We start from the raw sequence: 22,523 nt of genomic DNA, 5'->3' as shown, positions 1-22,523 counted from the left end.
GCACTTATTTTTCTTTTACGTAGGGCTGCCCCCCAGCGCGCGGCGGAATGGCTTTGCCAACAAACCCTGCGAGGATGATAACTGTGAGCAAATAGGGCAGAGCGTCGATGAATTGGGACGGTACTTCGAACCCCATAAACGATTTGTTTTCTAGATAGGGCGCCGCGGCTGCGAGGAAGCCAAACAAAATGCACGTTCCCATCGCCTGCCAAGGGCGCCATTTCGCAAAAATAAGCGCAGCAAGGGCAATATACCCCCGACCTGCCGTCATATCCTTCACGAAATTAGCGGCAAAACTCGCCAGATATACACCTGCTAGCCCGCACAAAACGCCAGCAATAATGATCGCGCTATACCGGAGTTTAACCACAGAAACCCCTGCTGTATCCACGGCCGCCGGATTTTCACCCGCTGCGCGCAGGCGCAACCCAAAGCGTGTGCGAAATAAAACGAACCATGTAACAGGCACGGCGATTAACGCCACATAGACCAATATGGTGTGCCCAGAGAGCAAATCCGAATAAATTGGCCCCAGTATCGGCACGTTCGCAACGGAATCCGCAAAGGGCAGTGTGATGTCGTGGAATCGGGCGCTGCTTGGCAGAGAGGGCGTGCGCCCACCAAGACCAAACCACGCAGAGCCAATCACAATCGAAAGGCCCGCCGCAAGGAAGTTGATCGCAACACCTGAGATGAGCTGGTCGCCACGGAAGGTAATCGATGCAACTCCGTGCAACATCGAAAGCGCCACGGAACCCGCAACTCCCGCCAAAAGGCCCAGCCAGATCGAGCCTGTTACAAACGCAACACCCCCCGTGAGGAAGGCTGCGCCGAGCATTTTACCCTCAAGGCCAATGTCCACGATCCCCGCGCGCTCAGAGTAGAGGCCCGCGAGGCACGCCAAAAGGAGTGGCGTTGCATAGCGCAAAGTTGAGTCGAGAATCGGGATTAAGATGTGAAAGAATTCCATGTCCTAAGCCCTCTTCTTCGAATTTGCGCGCATGAGAAAAATCCGCTCGACGGGGCCACGGACCATATAGTCGAGGGCGCCGGTTAGCAGAATGACGATGGCTTGAATCACGGTGACCATTTCGCGCGGGATGCCATAGACAAACTGTAATTCCGCGCCGCCTTGCCACAAGAAGCCAAACAAAATCGCCGCGAGAATGACGCCAATGGGATGATTGCGCCCCATCAAGGCCACGGCGATGCCGATGAAGCCTGCCCCTTCGACCGCGTTGTGGATCATGCGCTCGGCTTCGCCCATGACGTTATTTACGGCCATAAGTCCAGCAAACGCGCCGGAGATCAACATGGTGATGATCATGATTTTGGCGGGTGAAATTCCTGCATATTTGGAGGCAGTCTCCGAGTGTCCGAGGGCGCGGATTTGATAACCCAAGCGCGTGTGCCACATCAAAACCCAAAAGAACAAACAGCACAAAAGAGCGACGAGGAAGCTGATATTCGCGGGGGCGTGTTTTGAAAACTCAATGCCAAAGGGAGCGAGCATCTCGTGGAAGGTTGGCAAATGCGTACCTGGTGGGAACGCGGCTGTTTCGGCAGCCATTTTGCCTTTCACTTTCATTGGGCCGGTTAACAGATATCCCGTTAAGGCCGCTGCCATGAAGTTAAACATGATCGTCGTGATTACGATATGGCTGCCCCGTTTTGCCTGAAGATAAGCGGGGATAAAGGCCCATGCAGCGCCAAACAGGCCACCAAAAACAATAGCTGCGGGAAGGGCGAGCGTCCAATGTGGCCACGGAACTGCCAATAAAATAACGGCGACTCCAAGGCCGCCAATCGCCGCTTGGCCCTCGCCGCCGATGTTGAACATCCGAGCGTGTGACGCGATGGCCATTGCGAGGCCGGTAAAGATAAAGTTCGTCGCGTAATAAAGCGTGTAGCCCACACCGCGCGAGCTACCGAACGATCCTTCGATCATCGTGGCGAGCGCGTCAAACGGGTTGGTTCCGATAGCTGCGAGAACAATGCCAGAAATTACAAATGCAATGAGCAAATTTATGAAGGGGATTAGGGCAACATCCGCCCATCTTGGCATCTTGTTCATGCGCCCGCTCCGTCACTCTTGTCTGGTGTCATACCGGCCATCATCATCCCCAATTCGCGCTCGTTCGTTTCGCCCGCAAGGCGTTCGCCCATGATTTTTCCGTCAAACATGACGACAATCCGGTCCGCAAGCGAGAGCACTTCTTCAAGTTCAACCGAGACCAGCAAAATCGCCTTGCCTTGATCCCGAAGCGCAACGATTTGCTGGTGGATGAATTCGATCGCTCCAATATCCACACCACGGGTCGGTTGGCCAATGAGGAGTAAATCAGGGTTGCGCTCAATTTCGCGTGCCAGAACAATTTTCTGTTGGTTCCCACCCGAGAAGTTCGCCGCGTGAAGATGCGGGTTCGGGGGGCGAACATCAAAGCGGTCCATCTTGCCTTGAGTGTCTTCAAGGATGGCTTTGTTGTCCATCAAGAACTTGTTTTTGTTGTATTTTGCGTCGTTGTGGTAGCCAAAGGCCATGTTTTCCCACGCTTCAAAGTCAAGGATAAGACCCTCTTCGTGACGATCTTCGGGGACGTGGGCAATGCCATTGGCGCGGCGAGATTGGCCGTCGCTTTTGGAGCCTGTTAGGTCGAGTTCTTTGCCGTGCAAGCGGATGCTTCCGGTGGCCTTGGCATAACCGCCAAGAACTTCAAGAAGTTCTGATTGGCCGTTCCCCGAGACACCAGCAATTCCCAAAATCTCGCCTGCGCGAATATTGAAGGAAATGCCTTTGACGCGGGTGACCTTATCTTCGTCAACGACCACAAGGTTCTCGACCGAGAGGATTTCCTCACCCGGTTGCGCGGGGGCTTTGTCGACATGCAGCAGCACTTTGCGGCCGACCATCAGTTCGGCCAACTGCTCAGGGCTCGTTTCCGATGTTTTCACCGTCGCGGTCATTTCCCCACGGCGCATGACGCTCACGGTGTCGGTGATATCCATGATCTCGCGCAGCTTATGCGTAATGAGAATAATGGTTTTTCCAGAGGCGCGAAGGCCTTCGAGAATGCGGAACAGGTGGTCAGCCTCATCGGGTGTCAAAACCCCCGTGGGCTCGTCGAGAATAAGGATATCCGCCTTGCGATACAGAGCTTTCAGGATCTCAACCCGCTGACGATGCCCCACCGAGAGGTCTTCAATCAACGCGTCCGGATCAACATTCAACTCGTATTCTTCTGCCAATTCCGTGAGCAGCTTGCGCGCCTTGCGCAACGACGGCGTCAGGCGCCAGCCATCTTCGGCCCCAAGGACCACATTCTCAAGAACCGTGAAATTATCTACCAGTTTAAAGTGCTGGAACACCATGCCAATGCCAGCCTTGATGGCGGCCTGACTGTCAGGAATGACCGTTCGTTTTCCGCTAATAATAATCTCGCCCGCATCGGCCTTATAGAACCCATAGAGGATCGACATCAGCGTCGACTTACCAGCGCCGTTTTCGCCAATAATTCCGTGAACGGTGCCCTTTTGGACGGTGATCGAGATGTCTTTGTTGGCTTGAACAGGGCCGAAAGCCTTGGAAATGCCGCGCAACTCGATAGCGGGAGCGGGGGATGTTGGAGCGGCAGTTTCCTGCCGCCCCTTTTCTGGTGCCAAAGCCATTCTAGCTTAGTACGCTGGGCAAGTTTCGTCGGACATGTAGTCATGTACCGTGATGTCGCCAGCAATGATGCCAGCTTTTGCCGCTTCAACTTGCGCGATCATGTCTTCGGTGATGAGTGCCGCATTGTGCTCGTCCATCGCATAGCTCACGCCATCGTTCGCAAGGCCCATTGCGTTGAAACCTGGCTCAACGGCTTCGCCAGCAAGGAAGCTTTCGTATACAGCGTTATCGACGCGCTTCATCATGGAGGTCAAAACCGACCCTGGCTGAAGGTAATTTTGGTTGCTATCGACACCAACCGAAAGGATACCCTCGTCGGCCGCAGTTTGAAGCACACCAAGACCGGTGCCGCCAGCTGCTGCGAACACAACGTCGGAGCCTTGGCTGATTTGGCCGCGTGTAAGCTCGCCACCTTTTACGGGATCATTCCAAGCAGAAGGCGTTGTGCCTGTCATGTTGACGATGACTTTCGCGTCAGGGTTCGTCGCTTTGACGCCCTGTGCATAGCCACATGCAAATTTGGAGATCAATGGAATATCCATGCCACCAACGAAGGAAACAGTGCCAGTTTCGGACGCCAAGGCCGCCAGAACACCCACAAGGTAGGAGCCTGTGTGCTCGTCAAAAACAATGCTGCGCACGTTTGGCTGGTCTACAACCATGTCGATCAAAACGAATTTTGTATCTGGGAAGTCGGGAGCAACTGTTTCAAGCGCAGAAGCAAACGAGAAGCCGGCCATAACAACAGGGTTGTTGCCGCCTTCAGCGAAGCGACGAAGAACCTGTTCGCGCTGTGCATCAGCAGAAAGTTCGAACTCATCGTAAGAGCCGCCTGTTTCTTTTACCCAACGCTCAGCACCATTAAAGGCCGCTTCGTTGAAGGATTTGTCAAATTTTCCGCCAAGATCAAAAATGATCGCGGGATCAGCCAAAACAGCGCCAGCCGATAGGGCCAAAGTCGCGGTTGCGCCGAGAATGGATTTCATGAGGGTCATTATACTCTCCCAGTTGTGTTTTTTTAGGGTGTCATACCATGGATGACGTTACCCTTTGTTAAGAGCAGATCACAAGAAGATCATCGGGTATTTAGGGGAGAGAGGCGACCGTTGGTCAACAAAAATTTTACCATTTGGTAATAAAACTTGAAATACCCGTGAAAATATTGGGTTAAGTGCCGTGTTTTCAGGCTCCTATGGTTTTTCGAAAAACCAGAGCGTCTAAAATAGTACCGCTTTGCGAACGGTAGTATCCGCGTCGAAGCCCAGATTCGCGGTAACCCACTCCCCGATATAGGGAAAGTGCCGCTAGGTTATCTTCGGCGACCTCAAGAAATGATTCTGTGGATTCGCGTGCGATGGCCTCGTTTTCAAAGAGTTCCATCAAGGTGCTTCCCGCGCCTGTTCGACGTGCATTTGGCTCGACGGCAATCGTAAGCAATTCGGCCTCTCCCGCGATGGCGCGCCCAAGAGCAAAGCCCGATGGGACCGTCACGAGGAATACCAATTTTTGAGAAAGTAGCGAGGCAAACTCGTCCGCCGACCATGGACGCGGCGACGTGAAGGAGCGCGCGTGCAGCGCCGCGAGGGCCTGTGGTGTTTTGAGGCTAGTCAAGGAGCACCGGCGGCGCGTCCTTTGCGGGAGCAGCATCGGCGGAGCGTACATAAAACGGGGTTGGTCGTTGACCTTCGGATTGGAACTCAAAACGACGTGCCGCGATTTTGGCAATTGCGACCGCGAGTGGGACATTTGAGGGTGTAAATTCGGTGGTATCAACGGGGCCGACCGATGGCTCTTCCAAGACACGCGCCTGAGCCTCAACGAGGGGAATTTGCTCGATAACGTCCACATCAGCACCGAGACTTTGGATGTAATATGTATCCCGCGGGGCAGGGATCAAGGAGTAGATCGGGCGCTCTAGACCATCGGCCTGTGCTTCGAGCGCCGTGACGCCCACCGCCGGAATACCAAGGGTCATCGCCAACCCACGGGCAAGGGCGACGGAAATCCGAATGCCGGTAAAATTTCCGGGGCCGGTTCCCACACCAATCGCGGCAAGGTCAGCCCACTTGTGTCCCGCTTGCGCGAGGACGTCTTCAAGGATGGGCACGAGGTTTTCGGCCTGTCCTTTGTGCATCGTAACATAGGTTTGCGCCAAAACTTGGTCGCCAAACAGCAACGCGGCCGCACAATGGGCGGCCGACGTATCAAATCCTAAAACCAGTCGATCAGGCAGCAACAGGCCGCACCTCAAGAACTTCGGGGATATAGTGCCTCAGCAGGTTCTCGATGCCCATTTTCAACGTCAGCGTCGAACTTGGACAGCCCGCACAGGCCCCTTGCATATGAAGATATACGATGCCGCGATCAAAGCCGTGGAACGTAATATCGCCACCATCTTGGGCAACCGCAGGGCGGACGCGCGTGTCGAGGAGCTCCTTGATTTGCTCAACAATTTCGCCATCTTCGCCTTCATGTTCGGCATGTCCAGACGCTGGTTTCACATCACCACTAAGCGCGGATTGGCCGGATTGGTAGTGTTCCATGATCGCGCCGAGGATCGAAGGTTTGACATGATCCCACTCAGTTGCGTCGTCTTTTGTGACAGTCACAAAATCAGAGCCGAAAAACACACCCGTCACGCCGCCAACCGCAAAGATGCGTTGGGCAAGAGGAGAGGTATTTGCAGTTTCAGCACTTGGGAAATCCGCCGTTCCAACTTCAAGCACGGTCTGGCCGGGCAAGAACTTTAAGGTCGCGGGATTTGGTGTGGACTCGGTTTGAATAAACATAGGGGCCTCCGTTTGAACCTAGATATGCGCCTGCGCGTCCTAAGTGTCAAGGTTTAGAACTGTTCTAAACATCCTATTCTGACAGAAACACTACGGTACTTATGTGATGGCTTCAAGTTGCTCTTTAGTCAAGTCACCAGGAACAATAGTCACGGGAATGGGCAAACTGCCCGCCGATTTTGACAGCGCCGAGACCAAGGGGCCGGGGCCACTTTTCCCAGTACTTGCTCCAAGAACCAAGACACCGATCTGTGGGTCGTCGCGGATTTGTGCCAATATTTCGTGCATAGGTTCGCCCTCGCGAATGATCAACGATGGATCAATGCCTTGGCGGTCGCGCATCCATTTTGCGAAAACGTCAAAATGAACTTGAATCCGCTCGCGGGCCTCGGCACGCATGATGTCGGCCACGCCAATCCAGTGATTGAACTCGTCTGGCGGGATCACAGATAGGATTTCCACTCCGGCCCCAGTATGGGCTGCCCGCATCGCCGCAAAACGCATAGCGTTTAAACATTCGCGGCTATCATCGAGTACGACCAAAAACTTGCGCATAAAATTCTCCCTTAACGGCGTGATGATGGCCGATTTTGGGGGCCTGCTGCAAGCACAATGAAAGATACCACTGCGTCGTAGTCTCATTGGCGAAAGGAAAGCCGCCTCTGGTCGGGGAACCAGAGGCGGTAGGGCGATGTGGGGCTGGTTGGGACTTGGGCAAAGTTTTCCAACCCACAGGTTTAAGGTAGGCCGATTCTGAATCTTTTTTGTGACAGTTCAGCGGGGGAATTCGGCCAGCAATGCGTCAAGGTCGAACGGTGTATTGTTCATTGTCAGCGTGCCGTCCTTATCCCGTGGCCACTCGTTTTCGGCGCGGTCCCAGTAAAGTTCGACCCCGTTTCCATCGGGATCGTCAAGATAGATCGCTTGGCTGACGCCATGATCTGCGGCCCCCGTGAGGGGCCAATCGGCTGCGATCAAACGGTGCAGCGCATCGGCAAGTTCTGCGCGGGAGGGATAGAGAAACGCCGTATGATACAGACCCGTATGCCCTTTGGGGGGCGGAGTCGCACCGAGGCTTTCCCATGTATTGAGGCCGATATGATGATGGTAGGAACCCGCCGCGAGAAAGGCCGCTTGCGGGCCGTAACGTTGCACAATGCCAAACCCCAAAATGCCGCTGTAAAAGGCAATGGCGCGGTCAAGGTCCGAAACTTTTAGATGAACGTGGCCTATCCGGGTCTGGGGATGGACAGGCTTATTTTCGAAGTGTTTGTTCGATGTCATGGCTTGCTCCTGTTTTCACATGTCAATTTAGGGATGTGCGCAGGGAAACGAAATGCCGATTGGCGCGCAGGGTTGGTTCATCTTTGCACATAGCGTGGGATGTGAAAACAAAAACGGGGCACCCGAAGGCACCCCGTAATCTGTGGAAATTGTATAAGGCGTGGTTTAGCGCACCATGCCAATGATATCGTAGGTTTTCTCAAGGATTGGTCCCGCAACAGTACGAGCGTTTTGGGCCCCTTGACGCAGGATTTTGTCGATCTCGGCGGTGTCTTGCATCAAACGCGCCATTTCGGCTGCAATCGGAGACAATTTAGAGACCGCAAGTTCAGCCAACATCGGTTTGAACACCGAGAACTCTTTGCCACCAACATCCGCAAGCACATCATCCACAGTCATGTCGGCAAGACCGGCATAAATGTTGACGAGGTTGCGCGCTTCTGGACGTTCATTCAGGCCAGAGGCTTCACTTGGCAGCGCATCAGGATCCGTCTTGGCTTTGCGAATTTTCTGGGCGATCATGTCTGAATCGTCCGTCATGTTAATCCGGCTGGCTGCAGAGGGATCAGATTTCGACATCTTTTTGGACCCATCGCGCAAACTCATAACGCGCGTCGCTGCCCCTTCGGTAACGGGTTCGGGGATCGGGAAAAAGTCGACACCGTAGTCGTGATTGAACTTTGTCGCGATGTCGCGGGTCAATTCGATATGTTGTTTTTGGTCTTCGCCCACGGGAACATGTGTGGCGTGGTACACCAAAATATCGGCGGCCATCAAATTCGGATAGGCGAATAGACCTACAGAAGCGGCCTCGCGGTTTTTGCCAGCCTTGTCCTTGAACTGGGTCATACGGCTCAGCCAACCCATGCGTGCTACACAGTTGAAAACCCACGCGAGTTGAGTGTGCTCGGGGACTTGGCTTTGATTGAACAGCGACGATTTGGCGGGATCAAGGCCAGCTGCAAGATAGCCTGCGGCCAACTCGCGCGTCGCGCGTCGCAGGTCATCCGGTTTTTGCGGCGTCGTGATCGCGTGCAAATCGACCATGCAATAAAACGTCTCACTGCCGCTTGCTTGCATATCCACAAAGCGTTTGATCGCCCCGAGATAGTTGCCAAGGGTCAGTCCGCCTGTTGGCTGGATACCTGAAAAAACGCGCGGTACAAACTGAGTGCCGGGCTGCGAGGGTGTTTGGACCACCTCGGTCATAATGAATACTCCATCTGGATTTTTAATGTCCTTTCGCTTACCGATAGGACAAAGGCACGTCAATGTAAGCCTGTTTCATGAGGTCAGTAAATGAGCACACCCCAAAACGACAACGATTTCGATCACAATGCATCGCCGTTCAATGCCCTGCCCATCGCGGTTGTCGGTTTGGTGATGGTGATTGTCGCGGTCGAAATCATCCTGAGCTTGGCTAGTAGCGGTTTGATTGGCGGACCGGAGGCCATTGCATGGCGTCGCGACGCGATTTTGGATTATAGCGTCCTTGGCCAAATCATCACCCCCTACCTTGAAACGGGGCGCTACGAGCCAGAAGTCCTTGGCCGTTTTCTAACCTATTCTTTCGTGCACCAAAACTTCACGTCCATGGCCTTCGTCGCGGTATTTATCTTGGCGTTGGGGAAAATGACCGCTGAAGCCTTTGGTAACTTCGCGTTTCTGCTCATTTACTTTGCCTCGGCCATCGTTGGTGCGGTGCTCTATTGGATGATTTTCCGCGAAGAGGCCGTGTTGATCGGCGGCTACGTGGGGGCATTTGGCCTTATCGGAGCCTTTACCTTTGTGCGTTGGGTGAGCTTGTCGTTGAAGGGGAGCAAACAGTATCAAGCCTTCTATCTCATCGGCATGTTTATGGGGCTGCGGTTAGTTTTTGGCATGCTTTTTGGCGGATCCAACGATTGGGTTGCCGAGCTTATTGGCTTCTTTGTGGGGTTTTTCTTGTCATTCGTTTTGGTGCCCGGAGGGGCGAAGGCGATTTTGGTGAAGTTGCGCCGGAGCTAGGCTAGCGGCGCAATGATGCTTTGAAATCCCCAAGGCGGAAGGCCCCAATCAGGTGCCCGAAGCCGAAATAGCTGACTATTCCGGCTGTGATGAGCAAGAGTAGCGCTAAGACTTCAAATCCACCCGTGCCAAAAAGCTGCCCGAGCATAAGGTTTGCGGCCCAAAGACATACGCCCATAAACAGCGAGGCGATGACAATGCGGATTAAGCGGCGCCAAAACCGGCGGTCAAAACGCACGGTTTCGCCATAGCGACGCGCACCAAGCGCTAGCATAAGCACCATGGTCCACCCTGCGACTGTTGTCGCAAGGGCAGCGGCCCAAAACTGAATGAACGGCGCAAGACCGATGGCAATGGCGGCATTTAACACCATCGCGAACAGCGCGAAGTAGAACGGTGTTTTCGTGTTTTCCCGCGCGAAATAAACGGGTTGCAGCAGCTTTTGCAGGACAAACGCAGGCAGGCCAAGGCCGTAGATCGCAACGGCGACGGCGGTCGCTGCGGTATCGTCCGTGCCGAATGCACCGCGTTCAAACAATACCCTCACTAGGGGGATTGGGATCACAACTAGCGCCACGGCGGAAGGAATGGTGAGGGCGAGGGAAATCTCGCCCGCGCGGCTCAAGGCGTCGCGGCTGCCCGCAAAGTCTTCGGCGCGTAATCTGCGCGAAAGCTCCGGCAGCAGCACAATTCCAACGGCAATTCCGACAACGCCAAGGGGCAATTGATACAGGCGATCCGCATAAGATAGCCACGCAACGGCGCCTTCAAAATGGCTCGCGACTTGGCGTCCCACCAGCAAGTTGATCTGTACGACGCCCCCCGCGAGGGCGGCGGGGGCGGCGATAATCATCAGGCGTTTAAGGTCAGGCGTCATGCGTGGACGGCGGGGGATCAACCGATATCCCGCGCGCGAAGCGGCCACCCAAACGATGGCCATTTGTGCGATACCTGCAATGGGCACCGTGATGGAAATGGTCGTCCCCATGTCCCATCCCGCCCTATGTGCCGTCAGCATGGAGGTGACCAAAAGAATGTTGAGTAAAACAGGCGCAGCGGCGGCGGCGGCGAACCGTCCGGACGAATTTAGAACGCCGGACAGAAGTGCTGCGAGGGAGATAAACAGGATGTAGGGGAAAACGATCCGACCATAGAAAACAGCCAAGTCAAACCGTGCATCATTGGCAAATCCGCTGGCCATCGCAAGCACCAGCCAAGGCATGAAAAACTGGGCGATAATTGTGAAGACAATGAGGATTCCCGCAAGCCCAGACATCGCGTCCCGCGCGAATGTATGTGCGCCTTCGCCGCCCTCCAGCTTCTTGGAGAACATCGGTACAAAGGCCATGTTGAAAGCCCCTTCGGCAAAGAACCGACGAAACATATTGGGCAGCGAGAAAGCGACTAAAAACGCCTCTGCGACGGGCCCCGTTCCCAGATAGCTCGCAATAAGTATATCGCGTACAAAGCCTAAAACACGGCTCATGAGGGTCCAAAAACCGACCGTCATAAAGCCCGACATCATCCCTCTGGATTTCATTCTTTGTTTGCTCTCTCGGCGCCACTCAAAATCGCGGCGCGAATTTTATCTTCAAGGGCTTTTTGCTTGGCGACCGTGTGATATTTAATGCCAAACATATCTTTTACATAGAAGGTGTCGACCACCTGCTCCCCAAAGGTCGCGATGATTGCCGAGGCAATATACACGTTCGCATTCACCAACGTGCGCGACAAATCATAGAGCAAACCCGGACGGTCGCGCGTGTCGACTTCGATAATTGTGTAAATTTCACTGCCTTCGTTGTCGAAGGTGATATTGGTCGCCACGCGGAAGGCTTTTTCCCGCTTCTTCAGCTTGTCTCGCCCTGCGAGTGCATCGCGAGCAACCACTTCGCCCTTGAGGGTTTTCTGGATCATATTGCGTAGCCGCGTCATATGATTACTCGCGTAGGGGTGCCCCTCGGCGTCCTGAATCCAGAAAATCGCGGTCACATAACCGTCCTTGGTGGTGTAACTGCGCGCATCGACAACATTCGCCCCAACAAGGGCCAAAGCTCCCACGAGACGGGAAAAAATTCCGGGATGATCGACCATACAGAAGCACGCTCGCGTGGCATCGCGAGTTACATCTAGGCTTAGGTCGATACCGACTTCGCTATCGTTGTGGTTCTTTAGAAGATTGGCGAATACGATGTGATCCGCAGACTGCACCCCTTGCCAATAGGGCTGGTAATGGCGCGAGGTTTCCTTGCGAATATCTTTTTTGTCCCAATCCGAAAGCGCGATGCGGAGCGCTTTTTTGGCGACCTCTTCTCGCGTGGATCGATTCACCTCTTCGAGTCCGTTCTCAAGCGCCATGGAGGTTTGCGCATAGAGATCGCGAATGAGCACGGCTTTCCAATTGTTCCATGTATTCGGCCCAACACCGCGAATATCACAAACCGTCAAAACGGTGAGAAGGTCGAGCCGTTTCTTGCTTTGGACCGATTTGGCGAACCCACGCACAGTACGGGGATCGGAAATGTCGCGTTTTTGGGCGATGTCTGACATCACCAGATGGTTGCGCACGAGCCATTCAACGGTTTTGCAATCGGCAGGTTTGAGACCAAGCCGTTCGGCCACTTTACGTGCGATCTTGGCCCCCAAAATCGAGTGGTCTTCGTCGCGACCTTTACCGATGTCATGCATGAGAAGGGCAACATAAAGAACTTTACGATCCACGCCCCCTTTCAGAATTCCGCTTGCCACGGGCAATTCTTCGATCAACTCTCCACGCTCAATTTTTGCAAGTGTTTTGATACATTGGATCGTGTGTTCGTCGACCGTGTAGTGATGATACATATTGAATTGCATCATTGCGACAATGACTTGAAACTCAGGGATAAAGGCCCCCAAAACGCCAATTTCATTCATCCGCCGCAGGGCGCGTTCCGGATTGCCATGTTTGAGCATAAGGTCGAGGAAAATTCGGCGGGCTTCTTTGTCGTTGCGCACCTCGTCATCAATTAAACCAAGGTTTGCATCAATCAACCGCATCGCTTGCGGGTGGAGCAGCATCCCTGTGCGCAGGGCTTCTTCAAATATCCGCAGGATATTAAGCTTGTTTTCAGCGAGTTCCATGTCGGGGGAAAATGTAAGCCGGTTTTGCTCAATTTCGAAGCCATCGCGGACTTTGCGTTTGCGGCGGAAAAAGCCTACGAGCCGAGGTTCTTTTTTAACCTGCGACGCTTCGAGCGACGTGAGGAAAATACGTGTCAATTCACCTACGCGGTTTGCGTGCCGGAAATAGTCTTGCATGAAAATTTCAACCGCCCGACGTCCGGCTTTGTCGACATACCCCATGCGGGCGGCAACCTCGACTTGCATGTCAAAACTCAGCGTGTCCATCGCGCGCCGCGAGATCAAGTGAAGGTGGCAACGAATGGCCCAAAGGAAAGATTCTGCACGTTCAAAGCTGTCATATTCATCTTGGTTGAACATGCCCAGTTCAACGAGCTCGGCGGTAGAATCCACACCATGTAGGTATTTCGCCACCCAAAACAGCGTTTGAAGGTCGCGAAGACCCCCTTTGCCTTCTTTGACGTTCGGCTCAACAACATAGCGCTGTCCGCCTTGTTTTTTGTGACGCCGGTCGCGTTCCTCAAGTTTTGCCTCCGTGAATTCCGGAGCAGTTCCTTTGAAGAGGTTCTTTTTTAAACTTTCGTCGAACTCCCCAAGCAAGGGTTCATAGCCTGCAATGAAGCGATGCTCCAAAAGAGCGGTGCGAATGGTGAAATCCTCGCGGCCCAGACGGATACAATCTTTGATCGTTCGACTGGCGTGGCCGACCTTGAAATGCAAATCCCAAAGAATATAGAGCATGCTTTCAATCACGCTCTCGGCCCAAGGTGTTATCTTGTAGGGTGTCAAAAACAACAGATCGACGTCCGAGTGCGGTGCCATTTCTGCGCGTCCATACCCGCCCACCGCCAGTAAGGCGAGGCGTTCGCCCTCGGTGGGGTTCGGGTTTGGATGAAGCAATTGCGTAGCGACCCCATGGGTCAAAATCACAATGCAATCGGTTAGGTAACTATAGGCGCTGGTGACGGGCTTCGCGTCAAATGGGCGAGCCAAAAACGCGGCTTCAATTGCTGCCGTTCCTTTGGAGCGAGCCTCCAAAAGAAACGCAACCGTGAGGGTGCGTTTCTCAGAGTTATCGCTGATCTCTTCAAGTTGTTTAAAAAGCGCCCTGCGTGATTCCTCAAGATTGAAGATGTCAGCAGGGTCACAGATCAGCTTTTTGGCAGGATATGTGATTGAGGCGTTTTTGTCGGCGGTACTAGAAACCAGAGCCGGAGAAGCTTCTTGGAGCGGGGTCAATGACGATTACCTGATTTTCTTGGACCTGCGCAATTGCGAGGCCACGTTGATTTGTTCCATCGGGGAGAAGGCGGAAGACACCGTTCACACCCACAAAACCGGAGGATTGTGTGAGGGCTGCCGAGGTGAGGGCATTGGAACTTCCGCTCTTAACCAGCGCCCCAATAGCCGCGATTCCATCATAGGCAAGGCCCGAGATCGGATGGGGAGGCTCGCCAAAGGCGGCTGAATATCGTGCGATATAACGGTTTGAAAGACCTGGATCGGGCAAGGCAAACCATGCTCCCTGAACTCCAGGGAGGGACAACGTCGCGGTTGGAATATCCCACCGCGTGAGGCCGATAAATTGGGTCGTTTCCGTGTTTATGCCATTTTCAGGAAGAAGTTGCGTCAGAAGCGGGAGTGCCCCTTCCGTCCCTGACGCGAACAAAATTGCGTCGGTCCCCGAATTGCGCGCTTGTGCGGCAATGTTAGGAATCGCATTGATCACGCCTTGCTGGCTCATCTCAAAGGAGGGCACGCCGGTGATCGTTGCGCCATTGCGGTTCGCGGCTTGCACCAAGGCGTCGCGGCCCGCTTCTTCTGAAACATTGTCGGCGCCGTGAACGATCATGACGTTCCGGCGGCCCTGATTTACACTATATGAAACGATGCGTTCGGCGGTATTTTGGAAGGTGTTGCCCAAAACAAAAACGTTTCCGCCTGCAATGGAAGGTTTATTTGAAAACGCGAGGATGTTTATGTTTTTGTTGGACAAAGCCAAGCCAACAGCATTGGCAGACTCACCGTATAGAGGCCCCAGAATGATCTGAGCGCCGTCATCCACTGCAGCCACGGCCACGGAGGCAGCCTTCTCGGCATTGCCCGAAGTACTATAAACTCTCAGATCGATTTGAACCCCTTCAAGGTCCGAAATCGCGAGGCGCGCGGCATTTTCAAGGGAGCGTGCAATGATGTTGTCGCCCGCACTCGCTGATTCTCCGGGAATCAGCAGAGCAACGCGCACAGGCTTCGACGTATTGATCGTCGGACCCGAACTTGTCGACGATGGCTGACACGCGGCCACAAAAAGCACAATAAATATGGGAAAAATAAGACTAAAACCCTTGCGGGCATTCTTTAAAAAAGCAAACATAAGTTGGTCTCGCTCCAAATTGCAAAAGTGTGCAAAGCAGTTTCCACGTTTGGAACGAACTTAAGCGCTTGCGCCTCATTAGTAAACGTCATGGAAGGCGCCAAATCATGAATTTTGAAACAAAGAAGCTCGCTGCTGGGCTGTATTTTGTCGCGACTCCGATTGGAACCGCGCGTGATATCACGTTGCGGGCGTTGGATGTCTTGGCGAATGCGGATGTGATCGCCGCAGAAGATACCCGTACCGCGCGCAAGTTGATGGACATTCACGGGGTGCCCTTGGGCGAACGGCAGCTTGTTGCGTACCATGATCACAACGGTGCCCAAGCGCGTCCACGCCTGATGCGGTATCTGGAGGAGGGGAAATCTGTGGCTTATGCCTCAGAAGCCGGAACGCCCCTTGTTGCGGACCCCGGATACGGTCTGTCGGTGGCCGCGATTGAAGCTGGATTTACAGTGACGTCAGCGCCTGGCCCTAGTGCGGTTGTTGCAGCCCTCACAATTGCGGGCCTTCCCACCGATCAGTTTCACTTCGCAGGCTTTTCCCCGAATACGCAAAAAGCGCGCCAAACCTATATGCAGTCTTTGGCGAAAATTGACGCCACGTTGGTTTTTTATGAATCCCCCAAACGGATTGCCGCAGCGCTGGCAGATCTTGCCCAAGTCCTAGGGGGCGCGCGAAGAGCCGCGGTTTGTCGCGAAATCACCAAGAAATTCGAAGAGGTGTCCCGTGGAACACTCGACGAACTTGCCGCCAGCTTTTCCGAGCGAAGCGTAAAGGGCGAGATTGTCGTCGTGGTCGATCGTGGTGCACAGGAAGAAATTTCCACGACGTCGATTGAAGACGCCTTGAAACAAGCCCTCGAGTCTCATTCGGTTAAAGATTCTGCAACTATTGTGTCCGAAGCTTTGAATATCCCACGTCGGGATGTGTATCAAACCGCGCTTGCCATGAACAAAGGTCGCTCTGAATGAACGGACAAATGAATTACCACGCGGGCTTTGCCGCCGAAGAGGCTGTCGCGCGGTCATATGTCCGTCGAGGGATGCAGATTGATAAAACAAGATGGCGAGGGGCCGCGGGCGAAATTGATCTTGTTGCTCGAAATGGGGACGGCGTCGTTTTTATCGAAGTGAAAAAGAGCAAGAGTTTCTCCGCTGCGGCGGAACGTCTCTCACGGCGGCAAATGCAGCGAATTTATCAAACAGCGTCCGAATTTCTCGCAGGGGAACCTAAAGGGCAAAACACGGATGTGCGATTTGACGTTGCCTTGGTGAATGGCGTTGGGGAAATCCGCATCTTGGAAAACGCATTCGGCCAGATGTAATCTCCCATTGAAAATACACCCTTGCTAGGCCATCTATTGGCCAACAAGGAGATTTCACATGGCACTTAAAATCGCGTTTCAAATGGACCCAATCGAGCATTTCGATATTTCTGGGGACAGTTCTTTTCGGCTTGCAGAAGAAGCGCAAGCGCGCGGGCATGAGTTGTTTTACTACACGCCGGACAAACTCGCCTACCAAGAGGGGAAAATCACAGCGCGGGGTTGGCCTCTCACAGTTCAGCGTGTCGTTGGCGATCATTATTCTTTGGGTGAAGAAACAGAAGTTGATCTTGCTGATTTCGATGTGGTCTGGTTGCGTCAGGACCCTCCGTTTGACATGGGCTACATCACAACAACGCATCTTTTGGATCGCCTCAAAGAGACCACCCTTGTGGTAAATGACCCGTTTTGGGTGCGGAATTATCCCGAAAAACTATTGGTTTTGGATTTTCCCGATTTGACTCCGCCAACCACAATCGCGCGCGACTTGGCCACGATACGCGCCTTTAAAGAGCGCCACAAAGATGTGATTCTTAAGCCGCTTTATGGAAATGGCGGGGCGGGCGTATTCCGGTTGGATGCAAATGATCGAAACTTGGCTTCCCTGCATGAGTTGTTTTCGGGCATTAATCGCGAGCCGCTGATCGTTCAAAAGTTTCTACCCGATGTTTCAAATGGCGATAAACGCGTGATTTTGGTTGATGGGGTTCCTGTTGGAGCCATCAACCGCGTTCCTGCGGCGGGAGAAACACGGTCGAATATGCATGTTGGTGGGCGCCCTGAGAAAATTGGACTTACGGAGCGCGATTTGGAAATCTGTGCGGCAATCGGCCCGTTGCTGCGCGAAAAAGGGCAGATTTTTGTGGGCATTGATATTATCGGCGATTACCTCACCGAAATTAACGTGACTTCGCCCACGGGCATTCTTGAGCTTGAAAAATTCAATGGTGGGAATGTTGCGGCTCAAGTTTGGGAAGCAATTGAGGCGAAGTGCTCTTAATGACGCCGTTGGGCAGGGAAACGATAACTGACAGCTTCGGAAACATGTTGTTTTTGAACGTTTTCCTGCTCGCCTAAATCCGCGATCGTACGCGCCACGCGTAATACGCGGTGGTATCCTCGCGCCGAAAGCCCAAATTTATCGGCAACTCTGGATAGCAACTCTTTGCTTTCGGTATCTAGGGCGGCGATCTTCTCAAGGATGTCGCCTTGGGCATCGGCATTTTGATACATCCCGTCAATTGTGCTGAACCGGTCGGCTTGAATTTCCCGTGCGGCACTTACACGTTCTGCAATGGCCGCGCTGCTCTCTCCATTTTGTGGCAAATCAAAATCCGAAAACGGAACCGGCGGGACTTCGATTTGCAAGTCGAACCGATCCATTAACGGGCCAGAAATTTTCCCGAGATAGTCTTGGCCACAAATAGGTGCGCGGCTGCAGGCTCGAGAGGGGTCAGGAAGATAGCCACATTTACATGGGTTCGCCGCGGCAATCAGCATGAACCGACATGGGTAGCGCACGTGTGCATTCGCCCGCGCCACCATGACTTCGCCCGCTTCGAGAGGTTGGCGCAAAGAATCCAAAACATTTCGATTATGCTCAGGGAATTCGTCCATGAACAGGACCCCGTTGTGCGCGAGGGAAATTTCGCCGGGCAAAGCGGTGCGGCCCCCGCCGACAATCGCCGCCATTGACGCTGTATGATGCGGGTCGCGGAAGGGGCGGTCGCGATGAAGGCCACCTCCCGAAAGCAAGCCCGCGACGGAATGCACCATTGACGTTTCGAGGACTTCGCGCGGAGTGAGAGGCGGTAAAATTCCGGGTAAACGGGCCGCCAACATCGATTTTCCCGATCCAGGCGTGCCAAGAAGCAACGTGTGGTGACGCCCTGCCGCTGCGATTTCCAGCGCGCGTTTGGCGCGTTCTTGGCCTTTGACATCCCGCATGTCTTTTAGAGCGGGGGTATGTGTGGATTGTCCGGGTTCTGCGGCCGTTAGGAGTGTTTTTCCCGTGAAATGCTGAACCAAAGCCGTAAGGTTTGTCGCGCCAAGGGCGCGGGTTGTACTGACCCATGCCGCCTCGGAGGCACATGAAATTGGACACAAAAGGTCTTTGTCTTCGGCCGCTGCTGTTAGGGCCGCAGGCAGGGAACCATTCACATAGGCAAGGGTGCCATCCAGTGAAAGTTCTCCAATCGAAACATAGTCTTGTGCTGTGTCTTGGGGGATAATATCCAGCGCGGCGAGGAGGGCGATTGCAATCGGGAGATCGTAATGCGGCCCTGATTTTGGCAGGTCAGCAGGCGTAAGATTAATGGTGATCCGCTTGGACGGCAGGGCCACAGACATCGCCGTAAGCGCCGCGCGAATCCGCTCTCCCGCTTCGGACACGGACTTTCCCGGAAGGCCGACAATTGAGAAAGCAGGCAGGCCAGGCGCAAGGGAGCATTGCACCTCGACCAGTCGCGCGTCGATACCTTCAAATGCAACTGTGTAAGTGCGCGCGACCATTTTATCCGCCTTAACAAGTGTTAACTCTCCTTTAGGACTACGATGATCATAGTTTACGAAGAGTTAACGCATGTTCGGATGCGACCTTTTAGTCCGCCAAAAGTGCCATAAATGCTGGCCATGCTGCGGGGTCTATAACCGTTTTATCGCGGCATAACGCATTGCAGAACCCAAAGATACGCCCCTCAATTTTTGCAAAATGGGTTACAGGTTTTCCAGAATAGGGGCACATGGCGTTTTCTGAGGGGCCGTGCTCAATGGTTTCGACGGCCAGCGATGAGGCATGTGGCCAATCCTGTAATGCAAAATCGCGCTTATAGAAGGGTTGATCAGGGCCATCGACCATGCCCATTGCTCGCCAGCGGCGAAAGGCAGGGTCACTCAAATGTGCATCGACATAGGCCTGTGCCGAGGGCGAAACTTTGAGGCCATAGCCCGCAATGCGCGCGGCAATTGGCGCATAGAACGCGTCGGCGGCGCTATATTCTCCACAGAGCCATGGTGTTTCGCTTAAGGTTTCCTCGCGGGCGCGATCCCAGATGACTTCAAGTCGGCGAAGGTCTTTTTCGACGGCCTCGGAGGGTACAAAATCACTATAGGAAACACGCATGTTCATCGGGCAAGCGTCGCGAAGCGCGCCAAATCCGGCGTGCATTTCCGCGGCTAAACTGCGCGCGATGGCGCGATGCGTTGGGTTGCTCGGCCATATCTTGGCTTCTGGGTGGCGGCTAGCGAGTTCTTCGGCAATGGTGAGGGACTCGGAAATAACCACGCCATCGGGCGTTTTCACCGTTGGCACTAGCCGCGCGGGCGCGAATTCTTTTAGCATCTTTGGGAAGGCGTCTGAATAGAGACGCGCGAACCGAGTTTGCACAGGAATGTTAAATTTTTCAAAGAGCAGCCATCCCCTGAGGGACCAACTGGAGTAGGCGCGATCGCCCAATGCAAGTAAATATGTCATGCCAAAACTGTAGCTAGAATTCCGCGGTTCACGAAGCGAATTAATCGAATAATTGGTATCACATAATTTGATTGATGCTGGTCGCCCGCCAGCCTTCGTCAAACGAAAGGCAACTCAGGGAAAGGTTGTCTATTTTCTGCGCAAAAACTTCGGTCGTGCTAACGCCGAGAGCGCGTTGGACCTGACAGAGGATGGCTCCAAAATGGGCGACGATGATGATGTCGGGTTCTGGACGCGCCAGAAGCCGGTCTGCGGCAGCATCGACACGTTGGCGTAAATCATTCCAGCTTTCTCCCGCAGGGGCGGTACTTTCACCGGGGTGGTCCCAAAAGAGTTTGAGCGCGTCAGGATCTCGCGCGTTGGCCTGATCAAACGTGAGGTTTTCCCAGTCTCCGAAATGAATTTCGCGCAGGTCTGGATCGGGCTCAAGGAGCGGCCGCGTCTGTGAAAGCATCTTGGCTGTGCCAATTGCGCGCTGCAACGTGGATGAAATAATTGGTGCTTGTGTGGGAAGAGTCATGGAAAGGCGCGCGAAGGCTGCTTGGTCTGACAGGTCCGCTGGAATGTCGCTCCAGCCAACCATCGATTTTGCATGCGTCGGCGCGTGACGCACCCACCAAAGACGCTTCATGTGACCTCCGGCATGGTGCCTTTAAGTGTGAGTGGCAGGCCCGCGACGACCAAAGCCGCGTAATCTGACTGCGCCGCAAGCTGTTGATTTAAACGCCCTTGGGCCTCGCGAAATCTCCTCGAAAGTGCCTCAGCGGGCACGATTCCTGCGCCGACCTCGTTGCTGACAATAACAACAGGAACGGCACAAGATTTGAGCGCAAAGAGGAGGTTATCCAGTGCTTCCTCTACGTTTCTGTCCGCTAGAAGCAGGTTAGAAAGCCAAAGAGTCGCGCAGTCGAAAAGGATTGCCGACTCTGGCTGCGCCTCCAAGAAAACGGGCGCAATATCCATCGGCCGCTCTATGGTGTCCCAGCCCTCGCCTCGCATGATTTGATGGCGCGATATCTTGTTTTCCATTTCGGAATCAAAGGATTGCGCCGTCGCGAGATAGGTTCGTGTGCCCGCGTGCACAGCGAAAAGACTTTCGGCATAGGCCGACTTCCCTGAGGCAGCCCCTCCCAAAATAAAGCTCAATTTAGGCAGCATAACAATTTCCCCTATTCCTAGAATGGGTCTAGCAAACTAATTGGCGTAGGTTAAGGGTGGCAATTGGAGCGTTTGCGCAATAGCAATAAGGTAAGTTGAGTAAAAGGGCCGATCATGCTTGCACAAAAACGGGTTCTCTTAATTATTGGCGGCGGTATTGCGGCTTATAAGTCTTTGGATTTAATCCGAAAGCTCCGTGAGCGCGGAGCGTCGGTGACCGCTGTCCTCACCAAGTCGGCCGCGGAATTTGTGACGCCACTTTCCATATCCGCCTTGTCGGGTAATAAGGTTTATCAAGATTTGTTTAACCTTACCGATGAAGCGGAAATGGGACACATTGAGCTTTCCCGTGCGTCAGATTTGATTGTTGTCGCACCAGCCACAGCGGACTTGATGGCCAAAACCGCGACAGGAATTGCCAATGATCTCGCGAGCACGCTCCTTTTGGCGACGGATACAGATGTTCTATACGCGCCCTCAATGAACGTTCGGATGTGGGATCATCCCGCCACTCAGCGCAATATTGCGCAAGTTATTGCGGATGGCGGCACTGTGGTTGGCCCCAACGAGGGCGATATGGCGTGCGGAGAATTTGGGTTTGGCCGTATGGCAGAGCCACTTGAAATTGTCGCTGCTATCGAAGCAAAATTGGCCGTTGGCCCCCTAAAGGGGAAGCGTATTCTTGTGACTTCGGGGCCCACGCATGAGCCCATTGATCCTGTGCGCTATATTGCCAACCGCTCGTCCGGTGCGCAAGGAACGGCAATTGCCGCAGCGTTGCTCCAACTGGGGGCCGATGTTGTATTTGTGACAGGTCCAGGGGATATAGCGCCTCCTGCGGGCGTGGAAGTTGTAAAAGTGCAATCCGCTCGCGAGATGATGGCCGCGGTTCAGCGCGTCCTTCCCGTGGATGCTGCGGTCTTTGCGGCGGCGGTTGCGGATTGGCATGTTGAAAACGCGCGCCACTCCAAAATGAAGAAAACCAAAGATGGAATGCCTGACCTCAAATTTGCGGAAAATCCCGATATTTTGGCGACGGTTTGTGCGAGCGTTAAGCGACCCCGATTGGTCGTTGGCTTCGCCGCAGAAACCGATGACGTTGTCGCAAACGCTACGGCCAAACGTTTGCGCAAGGGATGTGATTGGATACTCGCCAACGATGTTTCGCCCGAAACGGGCATTATGGGTGGCAGTGAAAATGCAGTAACCTTTGTGACGGAGGAGGGCGCGCAGGCTTGGCCGCGTATGAGCAAAACCGAAGTCGCCAAGAAACTGGCTGGATTGATCGCACAGACATTAAATTCATAAAATGCGAGTGTTTTGAA

General features: G+C 53.8%; 22 protein-coding genes. 5 read left to right on the top strand and 17 right to left on the bottom strand.

Going from position 1 to position 22,523, the window contains the following annotated elements; translation table 11 throughout:
* Nucleotides 1–4: 4 nt before the first annotated feature.
* The 10 genes from AB9F29_RS16360 to trpS all read right to left on the bottom strand — a co-directional run bounded on the left by AB9F29_RS16360 (nucleotide 5) and on the right by trpS (nucleotide 8,949).
* Nucleotides 5–970: an ABC transporter permease gene (locus tag AB9F29_RS16360; RefSeq protein ID WP_335584105.1), complete on the bottom strand. Its 966-nt coding sequence runs from the start codon at nucleotides 968–970 to the stop codon at nucleotides 5–7.
* 3 nt (nucleotides 971–973) lie between these two features.
* Nucleotides 974–2,074: an ABC transporter permease gene (locus AB9F29_RS16355; protein ID WP_039001400.1), complete on the bottom strand. Its 1,101-nt coding sequence runs from the start codon at nucleotides 2,072–2,074 to the stop codon at nucleotides 974–976.
* On the bottom strand, nucleotides 2,071–3,666 hold the full coding sequence (locus AB9F29_RS16350; RefSeq protein ID WP_039001399.1) for an ABC transporter ATP-binding protein: 1,596 nt from the start codon (nucleotides 3,664–3,666) through the stop codon (nucleotides 2,071–2,073). Before AB9F29_RS16350 ends, AB9F29_RS16355 begins: the two co-directional genes overlap by 4 nt.
* Before the next feature lie 6 nt (nucleotides 3,667–3,672).
* Entirely contained in the window at nucleotides 3,673–4,662 is a 990-nt protein-coding gene (locus AB9F29_RS16345) for a BMP family ABC transporter substrate-binding protein (protein ID WP_335584102.1), read from the bottom strand.
* Between the two features lie 187 nt (nucleotides 4,663–4,849).
* Nucleotides 4,850–5,278, bottom strand: a complete 429-nt coding sequence (locus tag AB9F29_RS16340; RefSeq protein ID WP_335584101.1) for a GNAT family N-acetyltransferase — start codon at nucleotides 5,276–5,278, stop codon at nucleotides 4,850–4,852.
* Nucleotides 5,271–5,903, bottom strand: coding sequence for a tRNA (adenosine(37)-N6)-threonylcarbamoyltransferase complex dimerization subunit type 1 TsaB (tsaB, locus tag AB9F29_RS16335; protein ID WP_369756425.1), 633 nt, complete (start codon nucleotides 5,901–5,903; stop codon nucleotides 5,271–5,273). Before tsaB ends, AB9F29_RS16340 begins: the two co-directional genes overlap by 8 nt.
* Nucleotides 5,893–6,456: a NifU family protein gene (locus AB9F29_RS16330; RefSeq protein WP_335584099.1), complete on the bottom strand. Its 564-nt coding sequence runs from the start codon at nucleotides 6,454–6,456 to the stop codon at nucleotides 5,893–5,895. The genes tsaB and AB9F29_RS16330 overlap by 11 nt, the downstream gene beginning before the upstream one ends.
* 99 nt (nucleotides 6,457–6,555) lie before the next feature.
* On the bottom strand, nucleotides 6,556–7,011 hold the full coding sequence (locus AB9F29_RS16325; RefSeq protein WP_335584098.1) for a universal stress protein: 456 nt from the start codon (nucleotides 7,009–7,011) through the stop codon (nucleotides 6,556–6,558).
* 219 nt (nucleotides 7,012–7,230) lie between these two features.
* Nucleotides 7,231–7,740: a VOC family protein gene (locus tag AB9F29_RS16320; protein ID WP_369756424.1), complete on the bottom strand. Its 510-nt coding sequence runs from the start codon at nucleotides 7,738–7,740 to the stop codon at nucleotides 7,231–7,233.
* Between the two features lie 165 nt (nucleotides 7,741–7,905).
* Nucleotides 7,906–8,949, bottom strand: a complete 1,044-nt coding sequence (trpS, locus tag AB9F29_RS16315) for a tryptophan--tRNA ligase (protein WP_335584096.1) — start codon at nucleotides 8,947–8,949, stop codon at nucleotides 7,906–7,908.
* 90 nt (nucleotides 8,950–9,039) lie between these two features.
* Here trpS and AB9F29_RS16310 point away from each other — a divergent pair, with 90 nt between their 5' ends.
* Nucleotides 9,040–9,747, top strand: a complete 708-nt coding sequence (locus AB9F29_RS16310; protein ID WP_369756423.1) for a rhomboid family intramembrane serine protease — start codon at nucleotides 9,040–9,042, stop codon at nucleotides 9,745–9,747.
* 1 nt (nucleotide 9,748) lies between these two features.
* On the opposite strand, the gene murJ is transcribed toward AB9F29_RS16310, so the two are convergent.
* The 3 genes from murJ to AB9F29_RS16295 are packed head-to-tail and all read right to left on the bottom strand — an operon-like array spanning nucleotide 9,749 to nucleotide 15,241.
* Nucleotides 9,749–11,287: a murein biosynthesis integral membrane protein MurJ gene (gene murJ / locus AB9F29_RS16305; RefSeq protein WP_369756422.1), complete on the bottom strand. Its 1,539-nt coding sequence runs from the start codon at nucleotides 11,285–11,287 to the stop codon at nucleotides 9,749–9,751.
* The gene (locus tag AB9F29_RS16300; protein WP_369756421.1) at nucleotides 11,284–14,106 is read right to left on the bottom strand and encodes a [protein-PII] uridylyltransferase; all 2,823 of its coding nucleotides are present in this window, start codon (nucleotides 14,104–14,106) and stop codon (nucleotides 11,284–11,286) included. Before AB9F29_RS16300 ends, murJ begins: the two co-directional genes overlap by 4 nt.
* Nucleotides 14,066–15,241 carry a penicillin-binding protein activator gene (locus tag AB9F29_RS16295; RefSeq protein ID WP_335584093.1) on the bottom strand — a complete coding sequence of 392 codons (1,176 nt, stop codon included), beginning with the start codon at nucleotides 15,239–15,241 and terminating at the stop codon, nucleotides 14,066–14,068. Before AB9F29_RS16295 ends, AB9F29_RS16300 begins: the two co-directional genes overlap by 41 nt.
* Nucleotides 15,242–15,348: 107 nt before the next feature.
* On the opposite strand from AB9F29_RS16295, the gene rsmI reads away from it, so the two are divergent.
* From rsmI to gshB, 3 genes are read left to right on the top strand one after another with little or no spacing between them, the layout of a single operon-like run.
* Nucleotides 15,349–16,215, top strand: coding sequence for a 16S rRNA (cytidine(1402)-2'-O)-methyltransferase (rsmI, locus tag AB9F29_RS16290; protein ID WP_369756420.1), 867 nt, complete (start codon nucleotides 15,349–15,351; stop codon nucleotides 16,213–16,215).
* Nucleotides 16,212–16,568, top strand: a complete 357-nt coding sequence (locus AB9F29_RS16285) for a YraN family protein (RefSeq protein ID WP_369756419.1) — start codon at nucleotides 16,212–16,214, stop codon at nucleotides 16,566–16,568. The genes rsmI and AB9F29_RS16285 overlap by 4 nt, the downstream gene beginning before the upstream one ends.
* Nucleotides 16,569–16,626: 58 nt before the next feature.
* Nucleotides 16,627–17,568 carry a glutathione synthase gene (gshB, locus tag AB9F29_RS16280; protein WP_369756418.1) on the top strand — a complete coding sequence of 314 codons (942 nt, stop codon included), beginning with the start codon at nucleotides 16,627–16,629 and terminating at the stop codon, nucleotides 17,566–17,568.
* On the opposite strand, the gene AB9F29_RS16275 is transcribed toward gshB, so the two are convergent.
* From AB9F29_RS16275 to cobU, 4 genes are all read right to left on the bottom strand, one after another.
* Nucleotides 17,565–19,079 (bottom strand): YifB family Mg chelatase-like AAA ATPase, encoded by a 1,515-nt coding sequence (locus AB9F29_RS16275; RefSeq protein WP_335584089.1) that lies wholly within the window; start codon nucleotides 19,077–19,079, stop codon nucleotides 17,565–17,567. The genes gshB and AB9F29_RS16275 overlap by 4 nt on opposite strands.
* Before the next feature lie 88 nt (nucleotides 19,080–19,167).
* A complete protein-coding gene (locus AB9F29_RS16270) occupies nucleotides 19,168–20,040 on the bottom strand; it encodes a glutathione S-transferase (RefSeq protein ID WP_369756417.1) in 873 nt (290 codons plus the stop codon).
* A 58-nt stretch (nucleotides 20,041–20,098) separates the two neighbouring features.
* A complete protein-coding gene (locus tag AB9F29_RS16265; RefSeq protein WP_369756416.1) occupies nucleotides 20,099–20,671 on the bottom strand; it encodes a histidine phosphatase family protein in 573 nt (190 codons plus the stop codon).
* On the bottom strand, nucleotides 20,668–21,198 hold the full coding sequence (gene cobU, locus AB9F29_RS16260) for a bifunctional adenosylcobinamide kinase/adenosylcobinamide-phosphate guanylyltransferase (RefSeq protein ID WP_369756415.1): 531 nt from the start codon (nucleotides 21,196–21,198) through the stop codon (nucleotides 20,668–20,670). The genes AB9F29_RS16265 and cobU overlap by 4 nt, the downstream gene beginning before the upstream one ends.
* 114 nt (nucleotides 21,199–21,312) lie before the next feature.
* On the opposite strand from cobU, the gene coaBC reads away from it, so the two are divergent.
* On the top strand, nucleotides 21,313–22,506 hold the full coding sequence (coaBC, locus tag AB9F29_RS16255) for a bifunctional phosphopantothenoylcysteine decarboxylase/phosphopantothenate--cysteine ligase CoaBC (protein WP_369756414.1): 1,194 nt from the start codon (nucleotides 21,313–21,315) through the stop codon (nucleotides 22,504–22,506).
* Nucleotides 22,507–22,523: the final 17 nt, after the last annotated feature.

This window comes from Falsihalocynthiibacter sp. S25ZX9, from assembly GCF_041205405.1.
Classification (GTDB): Bacteria; Pseudomonadota; Alphaproteobacteria; order Rhodobacterales; family Rhodobacteraceae; genus Falsihalocynthiibacter; species Falsihalocynthiibacter arcticus.
Note: the sequence above shows the minus strand (reverse complement) of the source record. Positions and strands in the feature narration are given on the sequence as shown.